Below are 23,005 nucleotides of genomic sequence, written 5' to 3'. Positions count from 1 at the left end.
CTCAGGCACCTCTTTTAAGGAAGGCAGCCATGCGATCGGCCACGGATTGATGTTGTGTGGGCTGGTCAAGGCGCTCGATTGCCTCATCCAGCAATTCGTCAGGCACCAGTCCGCGCCCCCGGCTTTCGGCGAGGCGGCCAACGAAGGCGGCGGTGTGCTCAGGATGCGGCTGCACCGTCAGGATGCGGTGATCGTAGAGCAGTGCGGCATTGTCGCAAAATGCGTTTTGCCCTATCACGGTCGCGCCCGGCGGCAACTTTGTCACCTGATCCTGATGCCATGCGTTCAGTGCGACAGGCTGCCCATCGATCAGGTAATCCTGCCGGCCCACGGCCCAGCCCTTGGAATATTTCTCGACCGTGCCGCCGAGCGCCTGCGCGATGATCTGGTGGCCAAAGCAGATGCCGACCATGGGCCGCCCATCTTCATAAACGTCGCGAATAAACTGCTCAAGCGGGGGAATCCAGCCATGCGGCTCATACGCGCCATGCTTGGAGCCTGTGATCAGCCAGCCATCGCATTCCTCGACGCTGGCCGGAAATTGGTCGTCGACCACGGCATAGGTGCGAAAGCTCAGGCCGTGTCCCTTCAGCAAGTCGACGAACATGGCATCATAGTCGCCCATATCGGGCTCTATATCGTCCGGTACGTGACCGCATAGCAGGATGCCGATGGTCGTGGTCTCATCATTGGGGCTGAGCGAAGGATGCGGGACGGTCAAGGGTGGCCTCATAATATGATCAAATTTAGGTTAGCAAAGCGGAACCCATGCGGCAAGAGGGGTCTTAAACCTTGTCTAGGTACGTTTTCCAATGTTCGGATTCGTCGATTTCGCCCATGACGACGATCTCTTGGCGTTTGGTCTGGACCAGATTTCGGATCAGTTTTGCCTCAAAGATGCGGGGCATCATATGATCGGCCTCAAACAGATCGACAGCATGCGTCCAGTCCGTGGCCAGCTGTGGCAGATCCTGTCCATAGGCGCTGCCGGTCAAGGGATCGCCCGGCTCCATCTTGTCCTCAATCCCGACCAGAGCGGCGCCCAGAATGGCTGCAAAGCTGAGATAGGGGTTGATATCGCCGCCCGCGACACGGTGTTCGATCCGGCGCGCCTTTGGCGATCCACCCGGCACGCGGATAGCAGCGGTGCGGTTCTCATACGCCCAGCAGATGGCGGTTGGCGCGTGGGCGCCGGGTGTCATCCTTGCATAACTGTTGGCATGAGGCGCGAATATCAGGGTCGAGCCTTGCATCGCCGCCAAGCAACCGCCGATGGCGTGCCGCAGCGTATCAGTTCCCTTGGGGCCGCCATCGTTGAATATGTTGTTGCCATCGGCGTCCAGCACTGAGAAATGCATGTGCATCCCGTTGCCGCTGTCCTGCATGAACGGCTTGGCCATGAACGTAGCCGCGCAGTCAAAGCGATAGGCGAGGCCCCGGATCAGCGATTTGAACAGCCACGTGTCGTCAGCGGCGCGCATTGCCTCTTGATGGTTCAGCGTGATTTCGAACTGGCCAACACCGGCCTCCGATGTGGTGGTCTGCGCCTCAATGCCCATCGCCTCGCAGGCCTCATAGAGGGCGGACAGGAATGGATCAAACGCGTCCATTTGGCTAAGCGACAGGATCTCGGACGCATCCATGCGCCGCCGGTTCCGCGGATCGCGCACATGGCGCAACTGCTTGCCACTGTCATCGACAAGTGTGAATTCCAGCTCAGTCGCGGCCACAACCTGCCAGCCGCGCTGAGAATACCGCTCTAACACGCGGCCAAGGGCATGGCGCGCGTCGCCATAAAAGGGTGTGCCGTCCTCGAAGTACATCTGCATCGGCACGAGGGGCTGTTCGCTATCCAGCCAAGGCAGCGGCACCGGCCCGCGCGAGGTGGGGCGCATGATGCCATCGGCGTCCCCGGTTTCGAACAGCAGCGGGCTGTCCTCGATATCGGCGCCTTTGATGTCGACGTTCAGCACCGATAGCGGCATGCGCACGGTGTCATCGTTCAAACTGGCAAAATAGCTGGCTGGCATCCGTTTGCCGCGCATCTGGCCATTCAGATCGCAGGCGGCCACGCGGAACGTGGCGAAATTGTCGATACTCATCAGGTGTCCCTTCCTGTTACGGCGATTGATCAACCGGATCAGGTGCGGGCGCAACCTTAATTTATGCAACCGCCACACTGGCGCTGCGCACAAATCGCGCGCAAGCCTGCAGTAAAGGTCGAAAATGCAGAGGGCGTACTAGGCGCTGGGCCTTGCCGCGCCCGGATCCGCAGGATTGGGAATGGCCATGTATTGCGCGTCTGTGACCCGCGCCAAACCGTAAAGGCCGATGGTGTCGCGCGCGGCTGGCGACAGCGCATCCAGTGCGCCAGCCAACGCCGCGGCGATGGCGGCGGCGTCATAACCGGGCGCCGTGATGAATGGCAGCGCGGGCGTCGGATCTGTGCGGTCCAGCTCTCGCAATTCGGAAGCGTGCGCATCGTGGCGCTGAATTAGCATCCACGTAAGCGCATCGATGCAGGCGATATCAGCGCGCCCCTCGGCCACCGCACGGGCGGAATTGACATGCGCGCCAGTGTAGACCGTATTCGAAAAGGTGAAGCCTAGCCCGGCCGCGTGGTTCTGCGGCGCGCCCCAGCCCGATTGCGACAGCGGCTCGTTATACGCAAAGGGCGCGCGGGCAAAGTCGGGCAGGGCGCTGCGCGGATCATCCGCGCGCACAACAAAGATGCTATTGTAATGACCAGGTGGGCAGTCCGGCAGGCGATTATCGGGCGAGCCGACGACCTGCACCTTGCCAATTAGGCGGGCACGGTAGGGATAGCCGCAAGTCTGCGACAGAACCAGCGCCGGGTCGGCCCAATGATCCCACAGATTACCCTCGCGCGTCAGCCGAACGGGCGCATCGAATGGCAGACGCGCACGCGTCTCGGCCCAGAGGGTGTCGAGCGTCGCGGCTGTCTCTGGCCGGTCGTACATGGGCAGGCTTGCAATCATCTGGGCGGATCCTTGGGTTTTGATCAAATCGACTTGGCAACGCGCTGGCGCGCCTCCGCGCTTTCGACATCGGTAACACCAAGAAGGCTGGCGGTCATACGCAAAAGGGCGTTTTCAGGCGCGGCACGCTCACCGTCGACGAGCACCACTTGCCACAGCGCCTCAATCACACCGATGCGCTGATCATATGGCACCGCATCCTTGATCGCGCGGGTAAAGCGCACCGTATCGGGCGCCTCGGCCTCCGTTTGCTCGGCGTCGCTGCGCAAGGCGGCGGCTGCATCGGGCGTAAGGCCATAGCGCGCAACAAGGATACGGTCGATCCGGTCAATCTCGCTGGGGGCGTAGTCGCCATCTGTGCGTGCGGCGCGCACAAGCAGCGCGGCAAGCGCGAGACGCGCGTCGGTTTCGGTCAGCGGCTGGTCATCCGCGGCGGTGAGGCGTTTGAAAAAATCTGCGATCATGGCAAGGGATATAATGCGACTGTGCGTTAGGGCCAATCCCTAATTGCCGACCGAACGCGGCGTCGCAGCGTTAAAGGGGTGCGGCGCGGGACTGAGCGGCGTCGCAATCGGCCTTGCTAAGGCCCAATGCCTCGCGGACCTGTCCAACAATCGCCATTTCACCCGCGTCTGGCACCCCATCCGCAAGCATAACCTGCCACAGCGCCTCATGCGCCTTGATGCGCGCCTCAAAGCTGACCGTTTCGCGGATCAACAGCGCGAATTTGCGCGTGCTGGGTGCCTCGGCCTCGATTTTTTCGCACGTGGCGCGCATTTTGGCAGCGTCCACAGGGCCAAGGCCGTTCATCCGGGCCAGCAGAAAGTCGATGCGGGCGATTTCGCGCAATTGGTAATCGTTGTCCGCCTTGGCCACCCGTACCATCAGCGCCCCGAGCGCAAGCCGCGCGTCAGGTTCTGGCAGAGGTTCGGAAGGATGCCCCTTGAGAAGGTTCAGGATACGCGTCAGCATGTTGTCAGGTTTACCTGCTGCGGACGGCAGGGCAAGCGATTTCCACGTGGCGGCCTCGGTAGGCGGCTGTGGGCCGGAAGCGCTGCGCACTTGGTAGGCGCAGACACACCGCCAAGGTGGCATATTTCGCACAAGAGGCGTTCCAGCGCGCGCCGAATTGCGCTACTAAGGCCCTTCCTGCGCAGACATGCCTGCAACTGGCCCGAAGGACTGACATGAGCGCGCCCGATCCCTCCTTTGCTGCCCGAACGATTGCCGATATACGCGCCGGATCGCAGCGTGCGTGGCTTGTTTTGCGCACACGGGGTCCCAGCCAATTTCAGTTCTGGCTTATCGCGCTGTTCATCGGGATCGCGGCGGGGTTTGCTGCGCTCTTTTTTCGCAAAGGGGTGAATTGGCTTCAGACCGCGCTATACGGCGTTGACGATCCGCGCAGCCTGAACACCTTTGCCGAGGTGTTGCCGTGGTACTGGATCTTGATCATTCCGATCGTTGGCGGATTGGCGGTGGGGATTATTCTCAACCGCTTTACCCCCGATGGCAAAGTGCGCGCTGTCGCCGACGTGATCTCGGGAGCAGCATTAGACGACGGCCGGGTCGAGAAGCGGGCAGGCATCGCCTCGGCCTTCGCCTCGATGATCACGCTGGGCACGGGCGGATCGTCCGGCCGCGAGGGACCGGTGGTGCATCTGGCAGCCGTTATCGCCAGTTGGGCGTCGGACCGGATCAACGCCAACGGCCTGCATGGGCGCGACCTGTTGGGCTGTGCGGTGGCGGCTGCGGTATCGGCCTCATTTAACGCGCCTATCGCCGGGGCGCTCTTTGCGCTGGAGGTGGTGCTGCGCCACTTTGCCATTCACGCATTTGCGCCCATTGTGATCGCCAGCGTCGCGGGGACTGTGATCAACCGGCTTGAATTTGGCGATATCACCGAGTTCACGCTGCCCGATGCATCTGTGCTGGAATTCTATGGCGAGCTACCAGCGTTTTTGATCCTCGGGCTGCTGTGCGGCGTGGTCGCGGCCGTGCTGATCCGCAGCATATTCTTTGCCGAGGATGTGGGCGATAGCATCTGCCAGCAATTGCGCATCCCCGGTTGGGCGCGCCCGGCAATCGCGGGCGCCATGCTGGGCGGGATGGCAATCGTGTTTCCGCACATCATCGGCGTCGGATACGCGACGACGTCAGCGGCACTGACCGGCGAGTTGCTGCTTCACGAGGCCGTTGTCTTTGCGGTGATAAAGGTGCTGGCAGTGGCCATTACGCTGGGCGGGCGCATGGGAGGCGGTGTATTTTCGCCATCGTTGATGCTGGGCGCGCTAACCGGCCTCGCCTTTGGCCTGATCGCAACGCCGCTGTTCCCTGATATGTCGGGATCGCACACCCTATATGCGCTGGCGGGAATGGGGGCGGTCGCCGCGGCGGTGCTGGGCGCGCCGATTTCGACCACGCTGATCGTGTTCGAGCTTACGGGCGACTGGCAGACCGGGCTGGCCGTAATGGTCGCAGTGTCTACATCGACCGCGCTGGGCACCGCGCTGGTAAACCGCTCATTTTTCCTGACACAGTTGAAACGGCGGGGGATTCACCTGGCCGAGGGGCCGCAGGCGTATCTGCTGTCGATGACGGGCGTGGCGGGCCTGATGCGCGCCGCCAGCGACGACAGCGCCCCCACCGAGGAGATTTGCCGCGCGATGATCGACAAGGGAATTCACGTCGATATCGGCTCGACCCTCGAGACGGCGATGCCGATGTTTGATGCGCATGAAGTGAATTACGTGCCGATCACTGCCCAAAGGGTGGGGGACGCGCCGGAGGTCTACAAAGGCGTGCTCTATCATGTGGACGCGCTGAAGGCCTACAACCTCGCGCTGGCGGCACTGTCGCGCGAAGAACATGGGTAGCGTTAGGGGCTTTGCCCCCACGTTCAAAATCCTGAGGATTTTCGAACGCTCCCTCAGGATATTTTTAGGCAAAAAGAATGGGCGAGGTCAGACCCGCTCGTCAGACCCGCTCGACTGTAACCAGATCGCTGGAGTGGAAGGCGAGGTGGTCTTTGATTTTCGATACGGCGGCGTGCGGCGCCTCATAGCTCCAGGCGGCGTTTTCAATCGTGCGGCTTTTGGTGACTATGGAATAATAGCTGGCCGTACCCTTGTGCGGGCAATCGGTGGCGTGCGCGCTGGGATCGAGAAAGGCAGTGGCGATGTCTGCGCGAGGGAAATATGTGACGGGCGGATAGCCTTCCTCAGTCAATTCCAGCGCATTCTGACTCTCGCCGATGACGGCCCCGCCCGCGCGGACGGTCCATGTACCGTCTGCCTTATCTATGGTGATCTTGGTCATAATAGTGTGCCTTCCTTCGCTGACGCGGTTTGCGCAACATTACGCTTTTGGCGCAGCAACGCCATAGCTGTGATGGTGCGGTCTAAATCGGGGCGGCCGCCTGCGTTAACCAATCTGCTGCTGCTGGAGTGAGATGGGGCGCGATTTTCTCGCGGCAGGCTTTGTGATACGCGTCAAGCCAATCTGCCTCGCCTTGCGACAGCATATCGCGGCGGATCAGACGCCGGTCGATGGGCACAAAATTTAACGTCTCGAATGAGAGGCGACCTTCGGCGCTGTCCGCCGGATCGCTACCGGGCAAGGGCGGCGCGGGCTGCACAACGAGGAGGTTTTCGATGCGGATGCCGAAATGCCCCTCGCGGTAATATCCTGGCTCGTTCGATAGGATCATGCCGGGGTGCAAGGCGACGTCGCTGGCGCGGCTGATGCGTTGCGGGCCCTCGTGGACGCACAGATAGACGCCAACGCCGTGGCCGGTGCCGTGGGCATAATCCTGATCGGCCAGCCACAGAGGATAGCGCGCGATGGCGTCAATGTCGCGGCCCGCCAGCCCGTTTGGAAAACGGAGGCGAGAGATGGCAATCATACCTTGGAGCACGCGGGTAAAGGCGGCGCGCTCTGCATCGCCCACATTGCCCACCGGTAGCGTGCGGGTGATGTCGGTCGTGCCGTCCAGATACTGCCCGCCACCGTCGAGGACCAGCAGATCGCCATCCTCAAGCGTTCGATTAGATGCCTCGGACACGCGGTAATGGGCCAGCGCGCCGTTCGGGCCGCTACCTGCAATGGTGTCAAAGCTGATATCCAGCAGCTTGCCGGCGGCGCGGCGGGCCTTCTCCACTTCGGTCACCACGTCGATTTCGGTGATCGTGCCGGGGGCCTGTTCGTCGAACCACGTCAGGAACTCGCACAAGGCCGCGCCGTCGCGTAAGTGAGCCTCGCGGGTGGCGGCGATTTCGGCGCCTGTCTTGCACGCCTTGGGCAGGATGCACGGATCGGCGGCGAAGGATGGCTTGATTGCTGCCTCCTCCAGCGCCGCGACGATGGCCACCGGGATGCTGGCGGGATCGACACGTACTGGCGACAGCAAGAGCGTTACAGCGGCGGCAAAGCCTGTATCGGGGTGCGCGGTGACGCCGCCGGCCGTGCAGGTATCCGGCAGTTTATCTAGTTTCGCAGGATGGACGTAAATCTCGACCCGTGCGTCGTCATGCAGGATGGCAAAGGCGTGCGGGACCGGGTTGCGCGGAATGTCTGCGCCGCGAATGTTTAGCAGCCACGCAATGCTATCGGGTAGCGTCAGGATCGCGGCGCGATGACCGGCCTTGCGCAACGTCTCTGCCAGTTCGGCGCGCTTCGCGGCGCTTGTCTTGCCTGCCAGCGCATTGGGGTAGGTGGTGATCGCCCCGGTCGGGGGGGCGGGGCGATCTGGCCAGATCTTGTCGACGAGGTTGCCATGCGCGACGGGCGCGATGCCGCTACCCTCCAGCGCATCCGATAGGTCCGCGATCTCCTTGGCCGTGTGCAGCCACGGATCAAAGCCTAGTCTGCCACCTTCGGGCAGGGCATGTTTTAGCCAATCTGCTAATTTCGTTTCGGGCCAGTCGACAGGCTGATATGCGGCCGCGTCGATCTGATTTCGCACTTGCGTCCGGTAGCGACCGTCGACGAATACGCCAGCCTGATTTTCTGTCACCGCGGCAAAGCCCGCTGATCCGGTGAAGCCGGTCAGCCATGCCAGACGCTCATTGCCCGGCGCGACGTATTCTCCCTGATGCACATCTGCGCGGGGCACTAGCCAGCCATCGAGTTCAGCGGTTTTCATAACAGCGCGCAGCAATTTCAGGCGGGGCGCGCCCTGCTCGGGGTTCGATTTTTCCGAGAACGACTGAAACATCATGACACGCGCCTTATGCCCATTACACGTGCCCGTGCGCGCGGATCGCTGTCAAACAGCGCTGCCAGTTGCTCGGTCATCGCACCGGCGAGTTGGTCGACATCAGTGATCGTCACCGCGCGATCATAATAGCGCGTTACGTCATGGCCGATGCCGATGGCCAGCAGCTCTACCGCTTTGCGTTTTTCGACCATGCCGATCACATCGCGCAGGTGCTTTTCCAGATAGTTGGCGGGGTTCACCGAAAGGGTGCTGTCGTCGACCGGCGCGCCGTCGGAGATCACCATCAAGATCTTGCGCGATTCGCGGCGCGCCATCATCCGGCGGTGCGCCCATTCCAGCGCCTCGCCGTCGATATTTTCCTTTAGCAGCCCCTCTTTCATCATCAGGCCAAGGTTTTGCCGCGTCCGCCGCATGGGCGAGTCGGCGGATTTATAGATGATGTGCCGCAGATCGTTCAGGCGGCCCGGCAGCTGCGGGCGGCCCTCGGCCAGCCATGCCTCTCGGCTTTGCCCGCCCTTCCACGCGCGGGTGGTAAAGCCTAGGATTTCTACCTTGACGTTGCACCGCTCTAGCGTGCGGCCCAGAACGTCGGCGCAGATCGCGGCGATGCTGATCGGGCGGCCCCGCATGGAGCCTGAGTTATCCAGCAGCAAGGTCACGACGGTATCGCGAAATTCGGTGTCTTTTTCGACCTTAAAGCTAAGCGGCGTTGTCGGGCTGGCCACCACGCGGGCGAGGCGTCCAGCGTCCAGAATACCCTCTTCGCGGTCAAACTCCCAGCTTCGGCTTTGCTGCGCTTGCAGGCGGCGTTGCAGCTTGTTGGCGAGACGGCTGACCGCGCCTTTTAGTGGCTCTAGCTGCTGGTCCAGATAGGCGCGCAGGCGCTCCAGCTCTACCGGTTCGGCCAGATCTTCGGCGTGGATTTCTTCGTCGAAGGTGCTGGAATAAACTCGATAATTCGGGTCCGCATCAGAAAAGGGCGCGGGCGCTGGTGGCTCCATTGGGGCCTCGCCATCGGGCATGTCAGCCTCGTCGCCTGCATCCTCGGCAGCGCTTTCATCCATGCTGACTTGGGCCTGAGACGCATCTTGCTGTTCTTCTTGCGATTGTTCGGCGTCTGCGTCGGCATTTTCGGTATCGCTGTCGTCCTCGCCCCCGCTGTCCTGCTCCTCGTCGTCGGCGTTCTGCTCGGCCTCGTCGTCTTGGTCGTCATCCTCTGCGTCGGGGTCGTCGCCCAATTGGTCGCCGTATCCCAGATCCTCGATGATCTTGCGCGCAAAGCGGGCGAAATCGCTCTGATCGGCCAATGTGTCTTGCAAATTTTCTAACGTTTCGCCGGCCTCGCCCTCGATAAAGCCCCGGCGCAACTCCATTACGTTGCGCGCACCTTCGGGCAATTCGCGCCCCGTTGCGAGGTGGCGGATAAGATATCCCGCCGCGGTGGCCAGCGGCGCATCGGCCGGATCGGTGATCTGATCATAGCCAGCGCGCGCGGCCTCTGCGGCGATCTTGGCGTCGATATTGCTGGCGGTACCGGGCATGGCTCGCGCGCCCACTGCCTCGCAGCGGGCCGTTTCCATCGCCTCATATATGTCGCGCGCCATCGCGCCGGGGGGGGCATATTTCGCGTGCGTCTTCGCATTGTGATACTTGTGACGCATCGCCAGCGCGTCGGCGGTGCCGCGCGCATGCAGCACCTCCTCGCGGGTCATGCGGCGGCTGATCTGGGGCAGACGCATCGCATCCCCGCTGACGCCCGAAGGGTCCACCGAATAGCTGATATTCAACTCGCGGTCACCCGCCAGCACCTTGGTCGCCTCGGCGAGGGCCTTCTTGAACGGATCGGCAGGGTTATCGGATGGTTTTTTCATTGGTGTTCTCCAACGCGGATCGGCTTGCGGGCCGTCTTGTAGATGCCGCGCCCCACGGGTGGGCGCGGCGGGGCCATTACGCCATGCTTACGCTTGCTGCGCTTTCGGGCAATTCCTCGTCAAAACAGCGCTGGTAGAATTCGGCGACTGTCTGGCGCTCCAACTCGTCGCATTTGTTCAAGAATGTCAGGCGGAACGAATACCCCACATCGCGGAAGATGCTGTTATTCTGTGCCCACGCGATCACGGTGCGGGGCGACATGACAGTGCTAAGCTCACCATTCATAAACGCCGTTCGGCTAAGATCGGCGACAGTCACCATTTGGCTGATCGTCTTCCGACCCTGCGCTGTATTGTAGGTCGGGTTCTTGGACAGCACGATGTTCACCTCGGCGTCGTGGCTGAGGTAGTTCAACGTCGCGACCAGGCTCCAACGGTCCATCTGGCCTTGGTTGATCTGCTGCGTGCCGTGGTAGAGGCCCGTAGTATCGCCAAGGCCGACCGTGTTGGCGGTGGCGAAGAGGCGGAAATAAGGGTTCGGCGTGATCACCTCGTTCTGGTCCAGCAGCGTAAGCTTGCCGTCGGCCTCCAGCACGCGCTGGATCACGAACATCACGTCTGCACGCCCCGCGTCGTATTCGTCGAACACGATGGCGGTCGGATTGCGCAGCGCCCAAGGCAGAATGCCCTCATGGAATTCAGTAACTTGCACGCCGTTCTTCAACTTGATTGCGTCCTTGCCGATCAGGTCGATCCGGCTGATATGACTGTCCAGATTTACGCGAACGCAGGGCCAATTCAGGCGGCTTGCCACCTGCTCGATATGGGTCGACTTGCCTGTGCCGTGATAGCCTTGAATCATCACGCGGCGGTTATGTGCAAACCCGGCAAGGATCGCCAGCGTTGTGTCGCGGTCGAACTTGTAGGTGGGGTCGATGTCGGGCACACGTTCTGTCCGCTCGGGAAAGCCCTTAATGTGCATACCCGAATCGATGCCGAATACCTCGCGTACATCAATATCTTCGGTGGGTTTCGCGTGCGGGTCGATCATGCCGTCAGCCATTCCAATAGGTCCTCAAATCGCGTCTGCCGTTTGCAGCATGTCGTGCAATATATCGTGCCGAAGGGCAAGGGAAAGGGAAAGAAATGCTGGCCGTGCGGCGCGCTTGCCTTATACTTTGATCAGATGCGGCGAACGTGCCCATTCCCGATCAGGACGTATTCGCCCAGTGACCCGCGACGAGATAGAGACACTAATCGCCCGCACAGCGCTGGGAGAACGGGCTGCATTCTCAAGCCTTTATGAACACACATCTGCGAAACTGTTTGGCATTTGCCTGCGTGTCTTGCATGACCGGGCCGAGGCCGAAGAGGCGGCGCAGGAGGCATATGTCAAGATTTGGCGCCACGCGGATCGCTATCGCGCCAATGGCCTTAGCCCGATGACGTGGCTGATCGCTATAGCGCGCAACACCTCGATCGACCGCGCCCGCAAGCGGCGCGAGGCCCAACCGGGTCTGGATGCCGCCGAGGCGATGGCCGACGCGCCTCCCGGCCCTGAGGCGCAGGCAATCGCGTCCAGCGAAAGCGGGCAGTTAAACGCCTGTCTGGACGAACTGGAGGCGGGCCATGCAGGGGCCGTGCGCCGTGCCTATCTAGAGGGCGAGACATATGCCGAGTTGGCGGCTCATTATGACGTGCCGCTGAATACAATGCGAACATGGCTGCGCCGCAGTCTGCTAAAATTGAGGGAGTGCCTGACGCGATGACTGGCGCGCAGCCATATGACGAGGACGACAGCGTCCTTGCAGCGGAGTACGCGCTTGGCCTGATGGGGCGGGATGCGGCGCTGGCGTTCGAGGCGCGTCTGGTAGGCGAGCCTGACTTGCGCGCGCTTTATGCCGCGTGGGCGGACGATCTGGCTGCGTTGACCGACGACATCGCCCCGGTAGCACCGCCCGCTGGATTGAAGCGGGGGATAGACGCGCAGCTCTTTGGTGCGGCCACAGCGCGCCGGCCGTTCGCAGGCTGGCGCGGCTTAAGCTGGCTGGTGGGCGGCGCGGTCGCGGCGACATTGGCGCTGCTTTTGGTCGTGGATACGGGGATTTTGACACCCGATGCCCCTAGCGCGCCTCTCTATACGGCCGACATTGCCGCCGAAGACGGCTCGCTGCGGATTGCGGCCAGCTACGACGCAGAGGCCGGTGCGCTGCTGGTTCAGCGCGAGGCGGGCGCCGCGCCTGAGGGCCGCGCGCTGGAGTTGTGGCTGATTGCTGGCGGCGCCGCGCCTATTTCGCTGGGCGTGCTGCCCGATAGCGGAACAGCGCGCTTTGATATTGCCGAACTTTTGCGCCCGCAACTGCTCGGTGCCGTTCTGGCGATCAGCGACGAGCCGCCGGGCGGCTCGCCCACTGGCGCGCCGACTGGCAGCGTACTGGCGACGGGCGCGATCACGTCGATCTGACGGTTTCGGCGCTGGGCAAATTAAGGGACCCAAGGTTAATTTAATCTTTTTTCGGTGCATCTGAAACTCTCATCGCGGGCGCTGCGTGAGTTGGGGGGTCAGCAGGCGATAAACGCCTGCACAACCCCGGGAGATCCGATATGACCTTCAAGACCCTTATGACCGCCACCGCAACCGTCGCTGTACTGGCCACCGGCGCCTATGCCGAAAACCCCATGGTCGGCGGCGCCGCAATGTATGCGGAAAAGAACATCATTGAGAACGCCGTGAATTCCGCCGATCACACCACGCTGGTCGCCGCCGTCAAGGCCGCAGGCTTGGTCGAGACGCTGTCGGGCGAGGGCCCCTTTACAGTGTTCGCACCGACGAATGCCGCGTTTGAAAAACTGCCCGAAGGCACTGTTGAGGGTCTGTTGAAGCCTGAGAACAAGGACCAACTGACCAAGATCCTGACCTGCCACGTTGTCGGCGCCGATGCGATGTCGACTGCGATCATGGGCATGATCGACGATGATGGCGGCGCGCATGTTGTCCCCACGCTGGGTGGATGCATGCTGAACGCGACATATGATGGCGACATGATCATGCTGAAAGACGAGCAAGGCCAGACCATCAACGTCACTATCGCAGATGTCGAGCAGTCGAACGGCGTGATCCACGTTGTCGACACCGTGATCCTGCCCGCCGCCGAATAAGCCGGGCGCGTATGTAGCACACGTCCGCTACACGATCCGGTGAGTTTACGGGCCCGGCACTTGCTTGCCGGGCCCGATGCTTTCACATTGATAATAACTGCGCCGCCAACCGGCCCCGCGCACCGCACAAGGAGCGATAAAATGGACAGACGCCACTTCATCACAGCCGCGCTGGCCGCAGGATCGGCTACCACATTTGCGCGCTTTGTCGGCGCCGCCACCTCTGCTGAGGGCCACTTCGAGGTGACGCGCACCGACGCGGAATGGCGCGCTATGCTCACCGACATGCAATACGCCGTCATGCGCAAGGAATCGACAGAGCGCGCAGGCTCCTCGCCGCTAGACAAAAATTACGAGGCGGGCACCTATAGCTGCCGTGGCTGCGATCTGCCGCTCTATTCCTCGGACACGAAATTCGACAGCCGCACTGGATGGCCCAGCTTTTGGCAGGCCAAGGATAACGCCGTCGGAACAAAGGACGACCGCTCACTCTTTGGCGTGCGCACCGAGGTCCACTGCCGCCGCTGCGGCAGCCATCTGGGCCATATCTTTGACGACGGCCCCGCACCAACCGGCAAGCGCCACTGCCTGAACGGCGTCTCTTTGAAGTTCGCCGCCGCCTGATAAAACTTCGATGCAACTTCCAAGGCCATCTTAGCGTTGTCCCCATAGCGGGCCGCTAAGGTGGTCTTTTCGCGTGTAGCTGCGCGCGACTTTCATCCAACGAAGGAGACAGATATGCAACGCAAAGGTTCAGCCGTCTGGAGCGGCGATTTGAAATCCGGCAAGGGCCATGTCAGCACCGAAAGCGGCGCACTCAAGGATTTGCCATACGGCTTCAACACCCGTTTTGAGGACGCCCCCGGCACCAACCCCGAAGAGCTGGTCGGCGCCGCACACGCAAGCTGCTACGCAATGGCGATGTCGCTAGGGCTTGGTGAAAAGGATCTGAAAGCGGATGAGATTAAAGCGACCGCCAAAGTGACATTGTCTGAGGTCGATGGCGGATTTGCCGTCACCAAGGTGCATCTGGACGTCACTGCCAAAATACCCGGCATCAGCGAAAAGGACTTTCAGGAGGTTGCAGAAGCGACCAAGAAGAATTGCCCGATCTCCAAGCTGCTGACGGCAGAGATCACGCTGGATGCTAAACTAGGGTAAATCTGGCTGTCTTGAATTTAATGGCCCCCGGTTTTGCGACCGGGGGCTTTTTTGTGGCCGCAATGCTGCTTCAGGCCGAACCTGCCTCTCAGGGAAGGCGTGAACACCCCGCTGCCTACTTGAAATTCCGGCTATTTTTGATCTGATCCCAAGCCCACATGACCTGTTGCAGCTGCTCTTCTTGGCTGCGGTCGCCGCCGTTGATGTCGGGGTGCAGCACCTTGATCAAGGCGCGGTAGCTTTTGCGCACCTCGGCCTTGGTCATCGTATCCTTGGCCTCCAGAATGTCGATGGCTTGGCGCTCGGTGGGGGGCAGGCGTTTGCCGCCGCCGGCCTTGTCCTTGCCGGGGTTGCGCGTGGCATTGACGCCCAGCACCTGATGCGGGTCCTCAATGCCCAGCCGGGCCCATGCGCGCGTCTCTGGGTCGGTAAAGGCCTTTGTCTGGCGCTCCCACACCTTGTCCTTGGACATCTGCGCGTTCATCTCGGCCTCAGTGGTTCCGTCAAAGAAGTTCCACTTGAGATTATATTCACGCGCATGTTCTTGGCAGAACCAAAAGAATTCATCCAACACGTCGGGTGCCTTTGGCGCGCGGTAGAGGCCGGGATTTTCGCAACCCTGATGCTCGCACGGGCGTTTCGATGTCTCGGACGCGCCAGACATGCCGCGACGCCCGCGGGGGTTTTTCTTCTTGGCCGACGAGACGGACATATCGAAGCCGAACGGATCGGATTTGGTCATCGGGTACCCCTTTGCGAGTCGAAGCCGATACTCTAGTCTAAAAGCGCGGAAGTTGAAGGGGGCGAAGGGCAGAAATATGGATAAGGCGGCAGAAATCCGCGCGGCACTATCGCGCAGCTTCGACGTGCAATCGCTTGAAGTTATTGACGAAAGCGAGGCACATCGCGGCCATGCAGGGTATCCGGCGGGCGGCCAGTCGCATTTCAGGGTGCGTATTAAGGCTAGCGCGCTGGCACCAATGTCGCGCATTGCGCGCCACCGCGCGATCCATAGTGCCATCGGGCCGGACCTGATTGCGCGGATACATGCGCTGGCGATTGAGGTGGATGTGTGATGCCGGGCGGATTTCCAAAGGACTGATTGAAGAATTGAGCCGGGTAAAAGTGGCGCTATGGCATCAGTCTTTTGTCGGTGTTTCAGGTGTGTCGGGCTCAATGGGCGGGCTAGGCTCTACCTCTGGTTCTGGCCTCGGTGCGGGGTCGGCGCGCGCAGGCGTGACTGGCGTCAAAACCGGCTCTCGGCGCTGAGGAGGTTGCGCGTCTGGCGCCATAGCCTCGGCCACGCCTTGCGCTACCGCGATCACCTCGTCGGCTGCGCTGTCCTCGTCCGCTGTCATGCGGCGAAATATCATCAGCGTGCGGTACACTGTCTGGGTAGACGTCAGGCCCTGCCGTTCGTCCGACGGCAAAAGATCGCTGCGCAGATACTCCCAGCCGCTTGCGGCTTGTGCGTTCAGCAGCGCCTCAATCGTGTTTGCAAAACGGGCCTCACCGGCTTTGATGCCCGGCGTCTTGGCGCCTTTGGCGGGCGCGGGGATCACCTTGTATTCGTACTTGGCCATTGGGCTCGCTCGTTTATTGATGTTGATCTGCGCCAGCTTAGTCGCTTGCCGGCACAGTTAAAAGCGCGGGGGGACGCTACCCCTTGCGCACGATACCCATCGGCAGGCCCACGCCTTCGGGTCGGGGCAGCTTGTCATGGGCCGCCTGCAACGCGGCGACGCGGGCCGCGATATCAGCGGGCATGGGCGCAACGCGCGGGCCGGTCATATCGATATGCAGCACCAGCGACTCGGCGGTGGCGGCCAGCCAGCCGTCTTCGTGACGCAGATGTTGAAAGCTGTGAAAACGTTTCGCATCGTGATCCAGCAACTGGACCGAGCATTGGACGCGGTCGCCCTCATGCAACTCGCGCAGATATCGCACGCGGAAATCGGCGACAAAAGTGGTCATCTGCCGCGTGCGGGCGTACTCCGCACCAAAGCCCATCAGGTGATAAACATCGTCGATGCCCTCATCGAAGAGCACATTGTAATAGGCCATGTTCAGATGGCCATTAAAGTCGATCCACTCTGGCCGGACCACCATCCAGTCCGACAGGGCCGGTCCGTCTGCGATGGTATTGCTCATTCGGCCAGCTTTGCGGCGACGATGTCGTTTACGGCTTTGGGATTGGCCTTGCCGCCCGTCGCCTTCATCACCTGGCCCACGAACCAGCCTGCCAGCTTGGGATTGGCCTTGGCCTTTTCGACCTGCGCGGGATTGTCTGCGATGATTTGGTCAACTGCTGTTTCAATCGCGCCGGTGTCAGTGACCTGTTTCATGCCGCGCTCTTCGACGATCTGCGCCGGGTCGCCGCCCTCAGTATAGACGATTTCGAACAGATCCTTGGCGATTTTGCCGGAAATAGCATCCGATGCGATCAGGTCCGCGATCCCGCCCAACTGCGTGGGGGTTACCGGACTATCGGTGATGTCGGCGCCCTCTTTCTTTAGGCGGCCGAACAGCTCGTTAATGACCCAGTTGGCCACCAGCTTGCCGTCGCGGCCCTCGGCGGCTGCCTCAAAGTAGGCGGCATTGGCGACCTCGGCAGTTAGCACGCTGGCGTCATATTCCGATAGGCTGAAATCATTGACAAAGCGGGCCTTTTTCGCGTCCGGCAGTTCGGGCAGTGATGCCTCAATTTCGTCCACCCAATCCTGCTCAATCTCTAGCGGCAGCAGGTCAGGATCGGGGAAGTAGCGGTAATCATGCGCCTCCTCTTTGGACCGCATGGAGCGTGTCTCGTTCTTGTCCGGATCATAGAGACGCGTTTCCTGTGTCACTTCGCCGCCGCCCTCGACAATAGCTATTTGGCGGCGTGCCTCAGCGTCGATAGCGGCCTGAATAAAACGCATGGAGTTCATGTTCTTGATCTCGCACCGGGTGCCCAGATGCGAGAAGTCCTGCGTCTCCTGATACTTTTCGTACTGGCCCGCGCGGCAGATGCTGACGTTGACGTCAGCGCGCAGATTGCCATTTTGCATGTTGCCGTCACAGGTGCCCAGATAGCGCAGGATCTGGCGCATTTTCAGCACGTATGCGGCGGCTTCCTCGGGCCCGCGGATGTCGGGCTTGCTGACAATCTCCATCAGGCAGACGCCCGTCCGGTTCAGATCGACAAAGGACATATTCGGGTCCATGTCGTGGATCGATTTGCCGGCATCCTGCTCCATGTGGATACGCTCAATCCGGACCAGCCGCGCGATGCCCGGCTCGATATCGACCAAAACTTCGCCCTCACCAACGATGGGGTGGTAAAGCTGGCTGATCTGGTAGCCCTGCGGAAGGTCTGGGTAGAAGTAATTCTTGCGATCAAACGCTGATTTCAGATTGATCTGCGCTTTAAGCCCAAGGCCAGTGCGAACGGCCTGTTCGATACAAAACTCATTTATAACAGGCAGCATTCCCGGCATCGCGGCATCGACAAAGGCCACGTTCGAGTTTGGCTCGGCGCCAAAGAGGGTGGACGCGCCCGAGAACAGCTTGGACTTCGACGCGACCTGCGCGTGCACCTCCATGCCGATCACCAGTTCCCAGTCGTGCTTGGCCCCGGCGATGACCTTCGGCTTTGGCGTTTTGTATGTCAGGTCCAGCATTGCGGCGTCCTTTGGTCAGATGCCGGGACTTTTAGGACAGGCCGCGCGGCTGGGCAAGGGGCGGGCGCCGCTATAGCGTTGGAAGCAGATACATCCCGGCAGGAGAGAACGTGATGGAATGGCCGCCTGCAAGATCGTCGGCGAATTGTGCGGCGATGGCGCGCAGCGCGGTGCGGCGCCCCTCGCTGATCAACGCGCGGCGCGAGGGCAGGGGCGCGGCACCTGGATGATGTAGCGCCTGTGTCCAGATTAGCGGATGCAATTCGTACAGGTGATCGCGCAAGATCCAGCTAAGGCAGCCATGCAGTGCCTCGCATGCGGCGCGGTTTGCGTGCGGCGCCTCCGCATCCTTGCGCATCGTAACGGCGCAAAACGCGGCGAGCAAATTGGCGGTATGCTGGTCTGGGCGCCGCTGAAGTATATCACGCAGCCCATCGACAAAAAATACCGGGTCAAGCAGGGCCAGCGCGCCTGCGTCCAGTGCCAGCGCGTCGAAATAAACCCAAGCGTAGGCGCCCGCGCCCCAGCAATCACCGGTGCGCGCAGCGGTGCGGCGCGCCTCCAGTTCCAGCTCAGCGTAGCTGCCAAGACGGGCAGGTAGCAGCGCCGCCCCCAGCGCCCGCATATGACGCGGGCTGACGGGGTCCAAATCGATAAGGTCCTCAAACCAGTCGGCGACGCGGGCCTCTCGCGCGTCCTGTGGATTGGGTAGTGCAGCCAGCAGCGCGCAATGCGCGGCGGCAAGCGACGGCGCATCCTGCTCGATGCCGCAGAGAGGCGACAGTAGCGACTGGGCGCGCGCCGCATGATCCGCAGAGCATTCCGCAGCCCCCTCTAGTGCCGCCGCACCGGGGATGGTTCGCCACGCCCACGCCAAATCAATATGCGCCAGCGCCACAATCATCGGGATAGGATAGTCTTCTGGAAAATCGGCTGCAATTGCCTCAAGCGCGTCGATACCGCCCGGGGGCGGGGCGATCCCGTCGTGCAGCATATCCTCGACCACCGACACCACATCGCTGCGCGCGCCGAAGGCCAGCAGGATCGCGGCTGATTCGCCCCCCGGCGTGACGGTGCGGGCGTGGTCGGCATCGCGGATCTGTTCGGCCAACTCCTCCCACATCTCTTGGCGGGCCATTTGCAGGCCCCGATCCTGAAACGCGGCGCGCGCCACTTCCTCGTCGGTGATGGGCAGTGATGGCAGTATGATGTGGCGGCTCAGCGCGTCCAGATCGGGCAATTTGCTGCGGCCACCTGTGTGCCCTGCAGTTCGCGAACGTCGGGCCAATCGCCCCGCAGCACGGCCAACGAGGGAGCGTACGGTTTTCGTTAGTGAATGTGTCACGTGCGGGCTGGCCTCATGCTGAAAATCTCAGATCCCGTTCTGTTGTCCTATTCTGTCCAAATCATGTCGCACCTTGGGAGAAGCGGTGATCAAGCGTTAAACCGCCGTTAACGATGAAGGCCGCTGGACGCCTGTTTCGACAGGGATTCAAGCGCCGCGGCAGGGCGCATTTGGCAGGTGCGGACCTGTCCCTACAGGGGCCCGCCTGCCGCGCCATTGCCTGGCCTGGCGTTTTCGACGATTATGCGGGCATGAACCGGATTGCCCTTGGCCTTTGTGCCCTGCTCCTTGCGGCGCCTGCGTTGAACGGCGCGGCGGCCACTGAGGCGGCGACAACGCGGCCCATGTCGCGCGCAGTCGAGATCCCAAACGCCCGCTGGGACCACCGGCCGGGCGGCCCGGCTTGGACACGCAGCGCACTATCGGCACTCTCGCAGCACGGCACGCCACTGGTGCAAAGCGTCCCGCGCGACATCGCTGCGTGGTGCCCCGGCTATGCCGCAGCGGACGAGGCGCAGCGCCGCGCATTTTGGGTCGGATTTCTATCCGCGCTGGCCAAGCATGAAAGCACTTATCGCGCCAAGGCGGTGGGCGGCGGCGGCCTATGGTTCGGCCTGCTGCAAATCTTGCCCAGCACGGCGCGCGGCTATGGCTGCCGGGCGCGGTCGGGCGGCGCGCTAACTGATGGGGGCGACAATCTGAGTTGCGCAATCCGCATTATGGCGCGCACCGTACCGCGCGACAATGCGATCGCTGTCAAGGACGGACGTTGGCGCGGCGTTGCCGCCGACTGGGGCCCCATGCGCGATAATGGCAAGCGGGCAGACATGGCGTCATGGTTGCGCGGCCAGGACTACTGCGCCCTGACACGCTCGCCCCGCCCGCCGCTGCGCCCCAAATCCCTTGAAACGCAGCGGAGCGCCCGTAAGGCGCGCTAGCTGTCGGCTCAGCTTTGCAGGATGCGCCCGACCATTTCCGCGGTGTCGCGGCTCAGCGTTGCTTGGCCTGCGATGCGGTCCAATTGCGCCTTGATCAATGATTGGCGCGCGGAATCGTACCGACGCCACGTCTCAAACGCGGAGCACATGCGCGCGGTTGTCTGCGGGTTCAGCGGGTCCAACGCGATCAGCCAATCGGCCAGCAGCTTGTAGCCCGCGCCGCTGGCATGGTGAAAGCCTGCAGGCGATCCGGCCAGCGCGCCCAGCGTCGCACGAAATCGATTCGGGTTCTTCATCGTAAAATCAGGGTGCTGCGTCAGTTTTGCGGCAGTTTTTGCCGCCTGATCCGGCGCCGAAAAGGCGACTTGAAGACTAAACCATTTGTCGATCACCAGCCTGTCGGTCTGCCACTGATTATAGAATGCGCGGACCGCCGTATCGCCCTTGCCCGCTTGCAGGAGGCACCCCAGCGCTGCCAGCTGCTGGGTCATGTTACCTGCCGTGTCATACTGCGCCTGCGCGGCTGCGCCGCCGTCACGGCGCGTGATTATTGCCAGCGCGGCATTGGCAAGAGCGCGCGCGCCCGACTGCTCGGCGCCGGGATCGTAGGCGGCTGTCACTTGATATTGCTTATGAAGCGTCTTCGCCGCACCCTCCATCGCCTTGGCGCGCGCGTCCTTAAGCGTTTCAAGCGCGTCCCAGATCGCCTGCGGATCGGGCGTGTCACCGGCATCAAAGAGCGCCTGCGCCAGATCGTCCTGACTGGGCAAACTTAGCGCCAGCGCGCGAAATGCGGGATCAAGGCTGTCGTCCTGCGCCACTGTTGTGATGGCCGCCAAATAGGCTGCATCGGGCGCGGCGCCATCCTGGATCATTGCCAGCAGTCCCGCGCGCGCCAGCGCGCGGCCGGCCTCCCATTTGTTGAAGGGGTCGGTGTCATGGGCCAAGAGGAATGCGCGCTCTGCGTCGTTCGTTTCACGCTCAAGGATCACAGGGGCTGAGAAGCCACGAAGTATCGACGGGATTGGATGTGACGAAAGGCCCGTAAATTCAAAGCTTTGCTCGGCCTTATTCATCTCAAGTAGTTGCGTTTCCACCACTTCATCGCCATTTTGACCCAAAAGTCCCACAGCAATCGGGATTACGCGCGGCGGCTTGCTTTCCTGCCCGGGTGTCGGTGGTGTTTGCTGTTTGAAATTAAGAGTATACACGCCATCCTTAAACTCATCTGTCACTGATAAACGCGGCGTGCCTGCATCCTCGTACCAGCGTTTAAATTGCGCCAGATCGCGGCCCGTCACATCCTCAAACACCTGCAACCAATCCTCGATTGTGCAGGCTTGCCCATCATGACGCTGGAAATAGAGCGTAAGCGCCTTGGACCACGCATCGTCCCCCACCAAAGTTTTTAGCATCCCGATCAGCTCGGCGCCCTTTTCGTAGACGGTAGCGGTATAGAAATTGTTGATCTCAACAAAGCTGCTGGGCCGCACCGGATGCGCCAATGGCCCGTTATCCTCGCGGAATTGCCGCGCGCGCAGGGCGATCACGTCCTCAATCCGCTTGACCGGTGCGCTGCGCATATCAGCGGTGAATTGCGCATCGCGAAAGACGGTCAGCCCCTCCTTGAGACAGAGCTGAAACCAGTCACGGCAAGTGATGCGGTTGCCTGTCCAGTTGTGGAAATACTCGTGCGCGATGATCGCCTCAATCCGCTCAAAATTAGCGTCGGTCGATGTCTCTGGCGAGGCCAGAACGCAGGAGGAGTTAAAGATATTCAGCCCCTTGTTTTCCATCGCGCCCATGTTGAAGTCGTCGACGGCGACGATGTTGAACAGGTCCAGATCGTATTCGCGGCCATACTCAGTCTCGTCCCAGCGCATCGAATCCTTGAGCGCCTGCATACCGAAGGCGCATTTGCCCTCGTCGCCGGGGCGGACCCAGATGTTTAGCGCCACCTCGCGGCCCGACATGGTGGTAAAACTGCCGGGATGCGCCACTAGCCGTCCGGCGACGAGTGCAAAGAGGTAGGCAGGTTTTGGCCACGGATCGTGCCATTCGGCAAAGCCGTCGCCGGCCTTGCCGGGATTACCATTGGACAGCATCACAGGCTCGCCGCCCTCAATGCGTACGGTAAAGACGGCCATCACGTCGGGGCGGTCGGGGTAATATGTGATCTTGCGAAATCCCTCGGCCTCGCACTGGGTGCAATACATGCCGCTGGACATATAAAGCCCCTCCAGCGCGGTGTTGGTCGATGGGCTGATCTCGACCTCGGCCTCCCACACGAATTCGGCGTCCGGAACGTCGCAGGTCAGGCCCGTTCCGGTCACAACCGGCGTCACGTCGACCCCGTCGATAGCCGCCTGGATCAGCGTCATATTCTCGCCGTCCAGCGCGAAATCGCGGCTGGCTGCGTCGGGATTAGGCGCAAACGTGATACGGCTCAGAACACGCGTGCGCGTCGGATCAAGGCGGAAGGTCAGATGTACGTCCCGCACCAGCCAGTTTGGCGGCGTGTAGTCGGACAGGTGTATGGCTTGAATGGGCGCGTGCAGGGCGGGGTGCGACATGGTGTGTCCTTTTGGTCGGAACCTCTTGGCTGATATCAGAGTTAGTGAGATTATCAGGGTCCTTCAATGGGCTATCGCGGCC

General features: G+C 61.6%; 23 protein-coding genes. 8 read left to right on the top strand and 15 right to left on the bottom strand.

Going from position 1 to position 23,005, the window contains the following annotated elements:
- Position 1: 1 nt before the first annotated feature.
- The 5 genes from MK6180000_RS09355 to MK6180000_RS09335 form a co-directional block, all read right to left on the bottom strand.
- Entirely contained in the window at positions 2-625 is a 624-nt protein-coding gene (locus tag MK6180000_RS09355; RefSeq protein WP_246040607.1) for a type 1 glutamine amidotransferase, read from the bottom strand.
- Positions 626-785: 160 nt separating this feature from the next.
- A complete protein-coding gene (locus MK6180000_RS09350) occupies positions 786-2,102 on the bottom strand; it encodes a glutamine synthetase family protein (protein ID WP_138934481.1) in 1,317 nt (438 codons plus the stop codon).
- Between the two features lie 138 nt (positions 2,103-2,240).
- Positions 2,241-2,999, bottom strand: coding sequence for a phosphate/phosphite/phosphonate ABC transporter substrate-binding protein (locus MK6180000_RS09345; RefSeq protein WP_138934480.1), 759 nt, complete (start codon positions 2,997-2,999; stop codon positions 2,241-2,243).
- Between the two features lie 23 nt (positions 3,000-3,022).
- Entirely contained in the window at positions 3,023-3,463 is a 441-nt protein-coding gene (locus MK6180000_RS09340; RefSeq protein ID WP_138934479.1) for a tellurite resistance TerB family protein, read from the bottom strand.
- Between the two features lie 70 nt (positions 3,464-3,533).
- Positions 3,534-4,061 (bottom strand): tellurite resistance TerB family protein, encoded by a 528-nt coding sequence (locus MK6180000_RS09335; RefSeq protein WP_342777713.1) that lies wholly within the window; start codon positions 4,059-4,061, stop codon positions 3,534-3,536.
- Between the two features lie 125 nt (positions 4,062-4,186).
- Between MK6180000_RS09335 and MK6180000_RS09330 the strand changes: the two genes are divergently transcribed.
- Complete coding sequence (locus MK6180000_RS09330; protein WP_138934478.1) at positions 4,187-5,875, top strand: chloride channel protein; 1,689 nt, start codon at positions 4,187-4,189, stop codon at positions 5,873-5,875.
- 100 nt (positions 5,876-5,975) lie between these two features.
- Here the strand turns inward: MK6180000_RS09330 and MK6180000_RS09325 are convergent, their stop codons facing one another.
- The 4 genes from MK6180000_RS09325 to cobS form a co-directional block, all read right to left on the bottom strand.
- A complete protein-coding gene (locus tag MK6180000_RS09325; protein ID WP_138934477.1) occupies positions 5,976-6,317 on the bottom strand; it encodes a DUF427 domain-containing protein in 342 nt (113 codons plus the stop codon).
- 82 nt (positions 6,318-6,399) lie between these two features.
- A complete protein-coding gene (locus MK6180000_RS09320; RefSeq protein WP_138936432.1) occupies positions 6,400-8,214 on the bottom strand; it encodes an aminopeptidase P family protein in 1,815 nt (604 codons plus the stop codon).
- Positions 8,214-10,088, bottom strand: coding sequence for a cobaltochelatase subunit CobT (gene cobT / locus MK6180000_RS09315; protein ID WP_138934476.1), 1,875 nt, complete (start codon positions 10,086-10,088; stop codon positions 8,214-8,216). The genes MK6180000_RS09320 and cobT overlap by 1 nt, the downstream gene beginning before the upstream one ends.
- A 76-nt stretch (positions 10,089-10,164) precedes the next feature.
- Entirely contained in the window at positions 10,165-11,151 is a 987-nt protein-coding gene (gene cobS / locus MK6180000_RS09310; RefSeq protein ID WP_138934475.1) for a cobaltochelatase subunit CobS, read from the bottom strand.
- A 166-nt stretch (positions 11,152-11,317) separates the two neighbouring features.
- On the opposite strand from cobS, the gene MK6180000_RS09305 reads away from it, so the two are divergent.
- From MK6180000_RS09305 to MK6180000_RS09285, 5 genes are all read left to right on the top strand, one after another.
- Positions 11,318-11,857 carry a sigma-70 family RNA polymerase sigma factor gene (locus MK6180000_RS09305; protein ID WP_138934474.1) on the top strand — a complete coding sequence of 180 codons (540 nt, stop codon included), beginning with the start codon at positions 11,318-11,320 and terminating at the stop codon, positions 11,855-11,857.
- Complete coding sequence (locus MK6180000_RS09300; protein WP_138934473.1) at positions 11,854-12,552, top strand: anti-sigma factor; 699 nt, start codon at positions 11,854-11,856, stop codon at positions 12,550-12,552. Before MK6180000_RS09305 ends, MK6180000_RS09300 begins: the two co-directional genes overlap by 4 nt.
- Before the next feature lie 140 nt (positions 12,553-12,692).
- Positions 12,693-13,247 (top strand): fasciclin domain-containing protein, encoded by a 555-nt coding sequence (locus MK6180000_RS09295; RefSeq protein ID WP_138934472.1) that lies wholly within the window; start codon positions 12,693-12,695, stop codon positions 13,245-13,247.
- Positions 13,248-13,388: 141 nt separating this feature from the next.
- Complete coding sequence (gene msrB, locus MK6180000_RS09290; RefSeq protein ID WP_138934471.1) at positions 13,389-13,871, top strand: peptide-methionine (R)-S-oxide reductase MsrB; 483 nt, start codon at positions 13,389-13,391, stop codon at positions 13,869-13,871.
- A gap of 114 nt (positions 13,872-13,985) precedes the next feature.
- Positions 13,986-14,408 (top strand): OsmC family protein, encoded by a 423-nt coding sequence (locus tag MK6180000_RS09285; protein WP_138934470.1) that lies wholly within the window; start codon positions 13,986-13,988, stop codon positions 14,406-14,408.
- A 115-nt stretch (positions 14,409-14,523) separates the two neighbouring features.
- Here the strand turns inward: MK6180000_RS09285 and MK6180000_RS09280 are convergent, their stop codons facing one another.
- Positions 14,524-15,150 (bottom strand): J domain-containing protein, encoded by a 627-nt coding sequence (locus MK6180000_RS09280; protein ID WP_138934469.1) that lies wholly within the window; start codon positions 15,148-15,150, stop codon positions 14,524-14,526.
- A 76-nt stretch (positions 15,151-15,226) separates the two neighbouring features.
- On the opposite strand from MK6180000_RS09280, the gene MK6180000_RS09275 reads away from it, so the two are divergent.
- A complete protein-coding gene (locus MK6180000_RS09275) occupies positions 15,227-15,484 on the top strand; it encodes a BolA family protein (RefSeq protein ID WP_138934468.1) in 258 nt (85 codons plus the stop codon).
- Between the two features lie 63 nt (positions 15,485-15,547).
- On the opposite strand, the gene MK6180000_RS09270 is transcribed toward MK6180000_RS09275, so the two are convergent.
- The 4 genes from MK6180000_RS09270 to MK6180000_RS09255 form a co-directional block, all read right to left on the bottom strand.
- Positions 15,548-15,991 (bottom strand): DUF4177 domain-containing protein, encoded by a 444-nt coding sequence (locus MK6180000_RS09270; RefSeq protein ID WP_138934467.1) that lies wholly within the window; start codon positions 15,989-15,991, stop codon positions 15,548-15,550.
- Positions 15,992-16,067: 76 nt separating this feature from the next.
- Positions 16,068-16,559: a thioesterase family protein gene (locus tag MK6180000_RS09265; RefSeq protein WP_138934466.1), complete on the bottom strand. Its 492-nt coding sequence runs from the start codon at positions 16,557-16,559 to the stop codon at positions 16,068-16,070.
- A complete protein-coding gene (gatB, locus tag MK6180000_RS09260; protein WP_138934465.1) occupies positions 16,556-18,067 on the bottom strand; it encodes an Asp-tRNA(Asn)/Glu-tRNA(Gln) amidotransferase subunit GatB in 1,512 nt (503 codons plus the stop codon). Before gatB ends, MK6180000_RS09265 begins: the two co-directional genes overlap by 4 nt.
- 70 nt (positions 18,068-18,137) lie before the next feature.
- On the bottom strand, positions 18,138-19,412 hold the full coding sequence (locus tag MK6180000_RS09255) for a hypothetical protein (protein WP_138934464.1): 1,275 nt from the start codon (positions 19,410-19,412) through the stop codon (positions 18,138-18,140).
- A 251-nt stretch (positions 19,413-19,663) separates the two neighbouring features.
- Between MK6180000_RS09255 and MK6180000_RS09250 the strand changes: the two genes are divergently transcribed.
- Positions 19,664-20,350, top strand: coding sequence for a transglycosylase SLT domain-containing protein (locus MK6180000_RS09250; protein ID WP_138934463.1), 687 nt, complete (start codon positions 19,664-19,666; stop codon positions 20,348-20,350).
- Positions 20,351-20,358: 8 nt separating this feature from the next.
- On the opposite strand, the gene pepN is transcribed toward MK6180000_RS09250, so the two are convergent.
- Positions 20,359-22,923, bottom strand: a complete 2,565-nt coding sequence (pepN, locus tag MK6180000_RS09245; RefSeq protein ID WP_138934462.1) for an aminopeptidase N — start codon at positions 22,921-22,923, stop codon at positions 20,359-20,361.
- Positions 22,924-23,005: the final 82 nt, after the last annotated feature.

Source organism: Roseovarius arcticus (assembly GCF_006125015.1).
In the GTDB taxonomy this organism is placed as follows: Bacteria; Pseudomonadota; Alphaproteobacteria; order Rhodobacterales; family Rhodobacteraceae; genus Roseovarius; species Roseovarius arcticus.
This window is presented reverse-complemented; position numbering and strand designations above follow the sequence as displayed.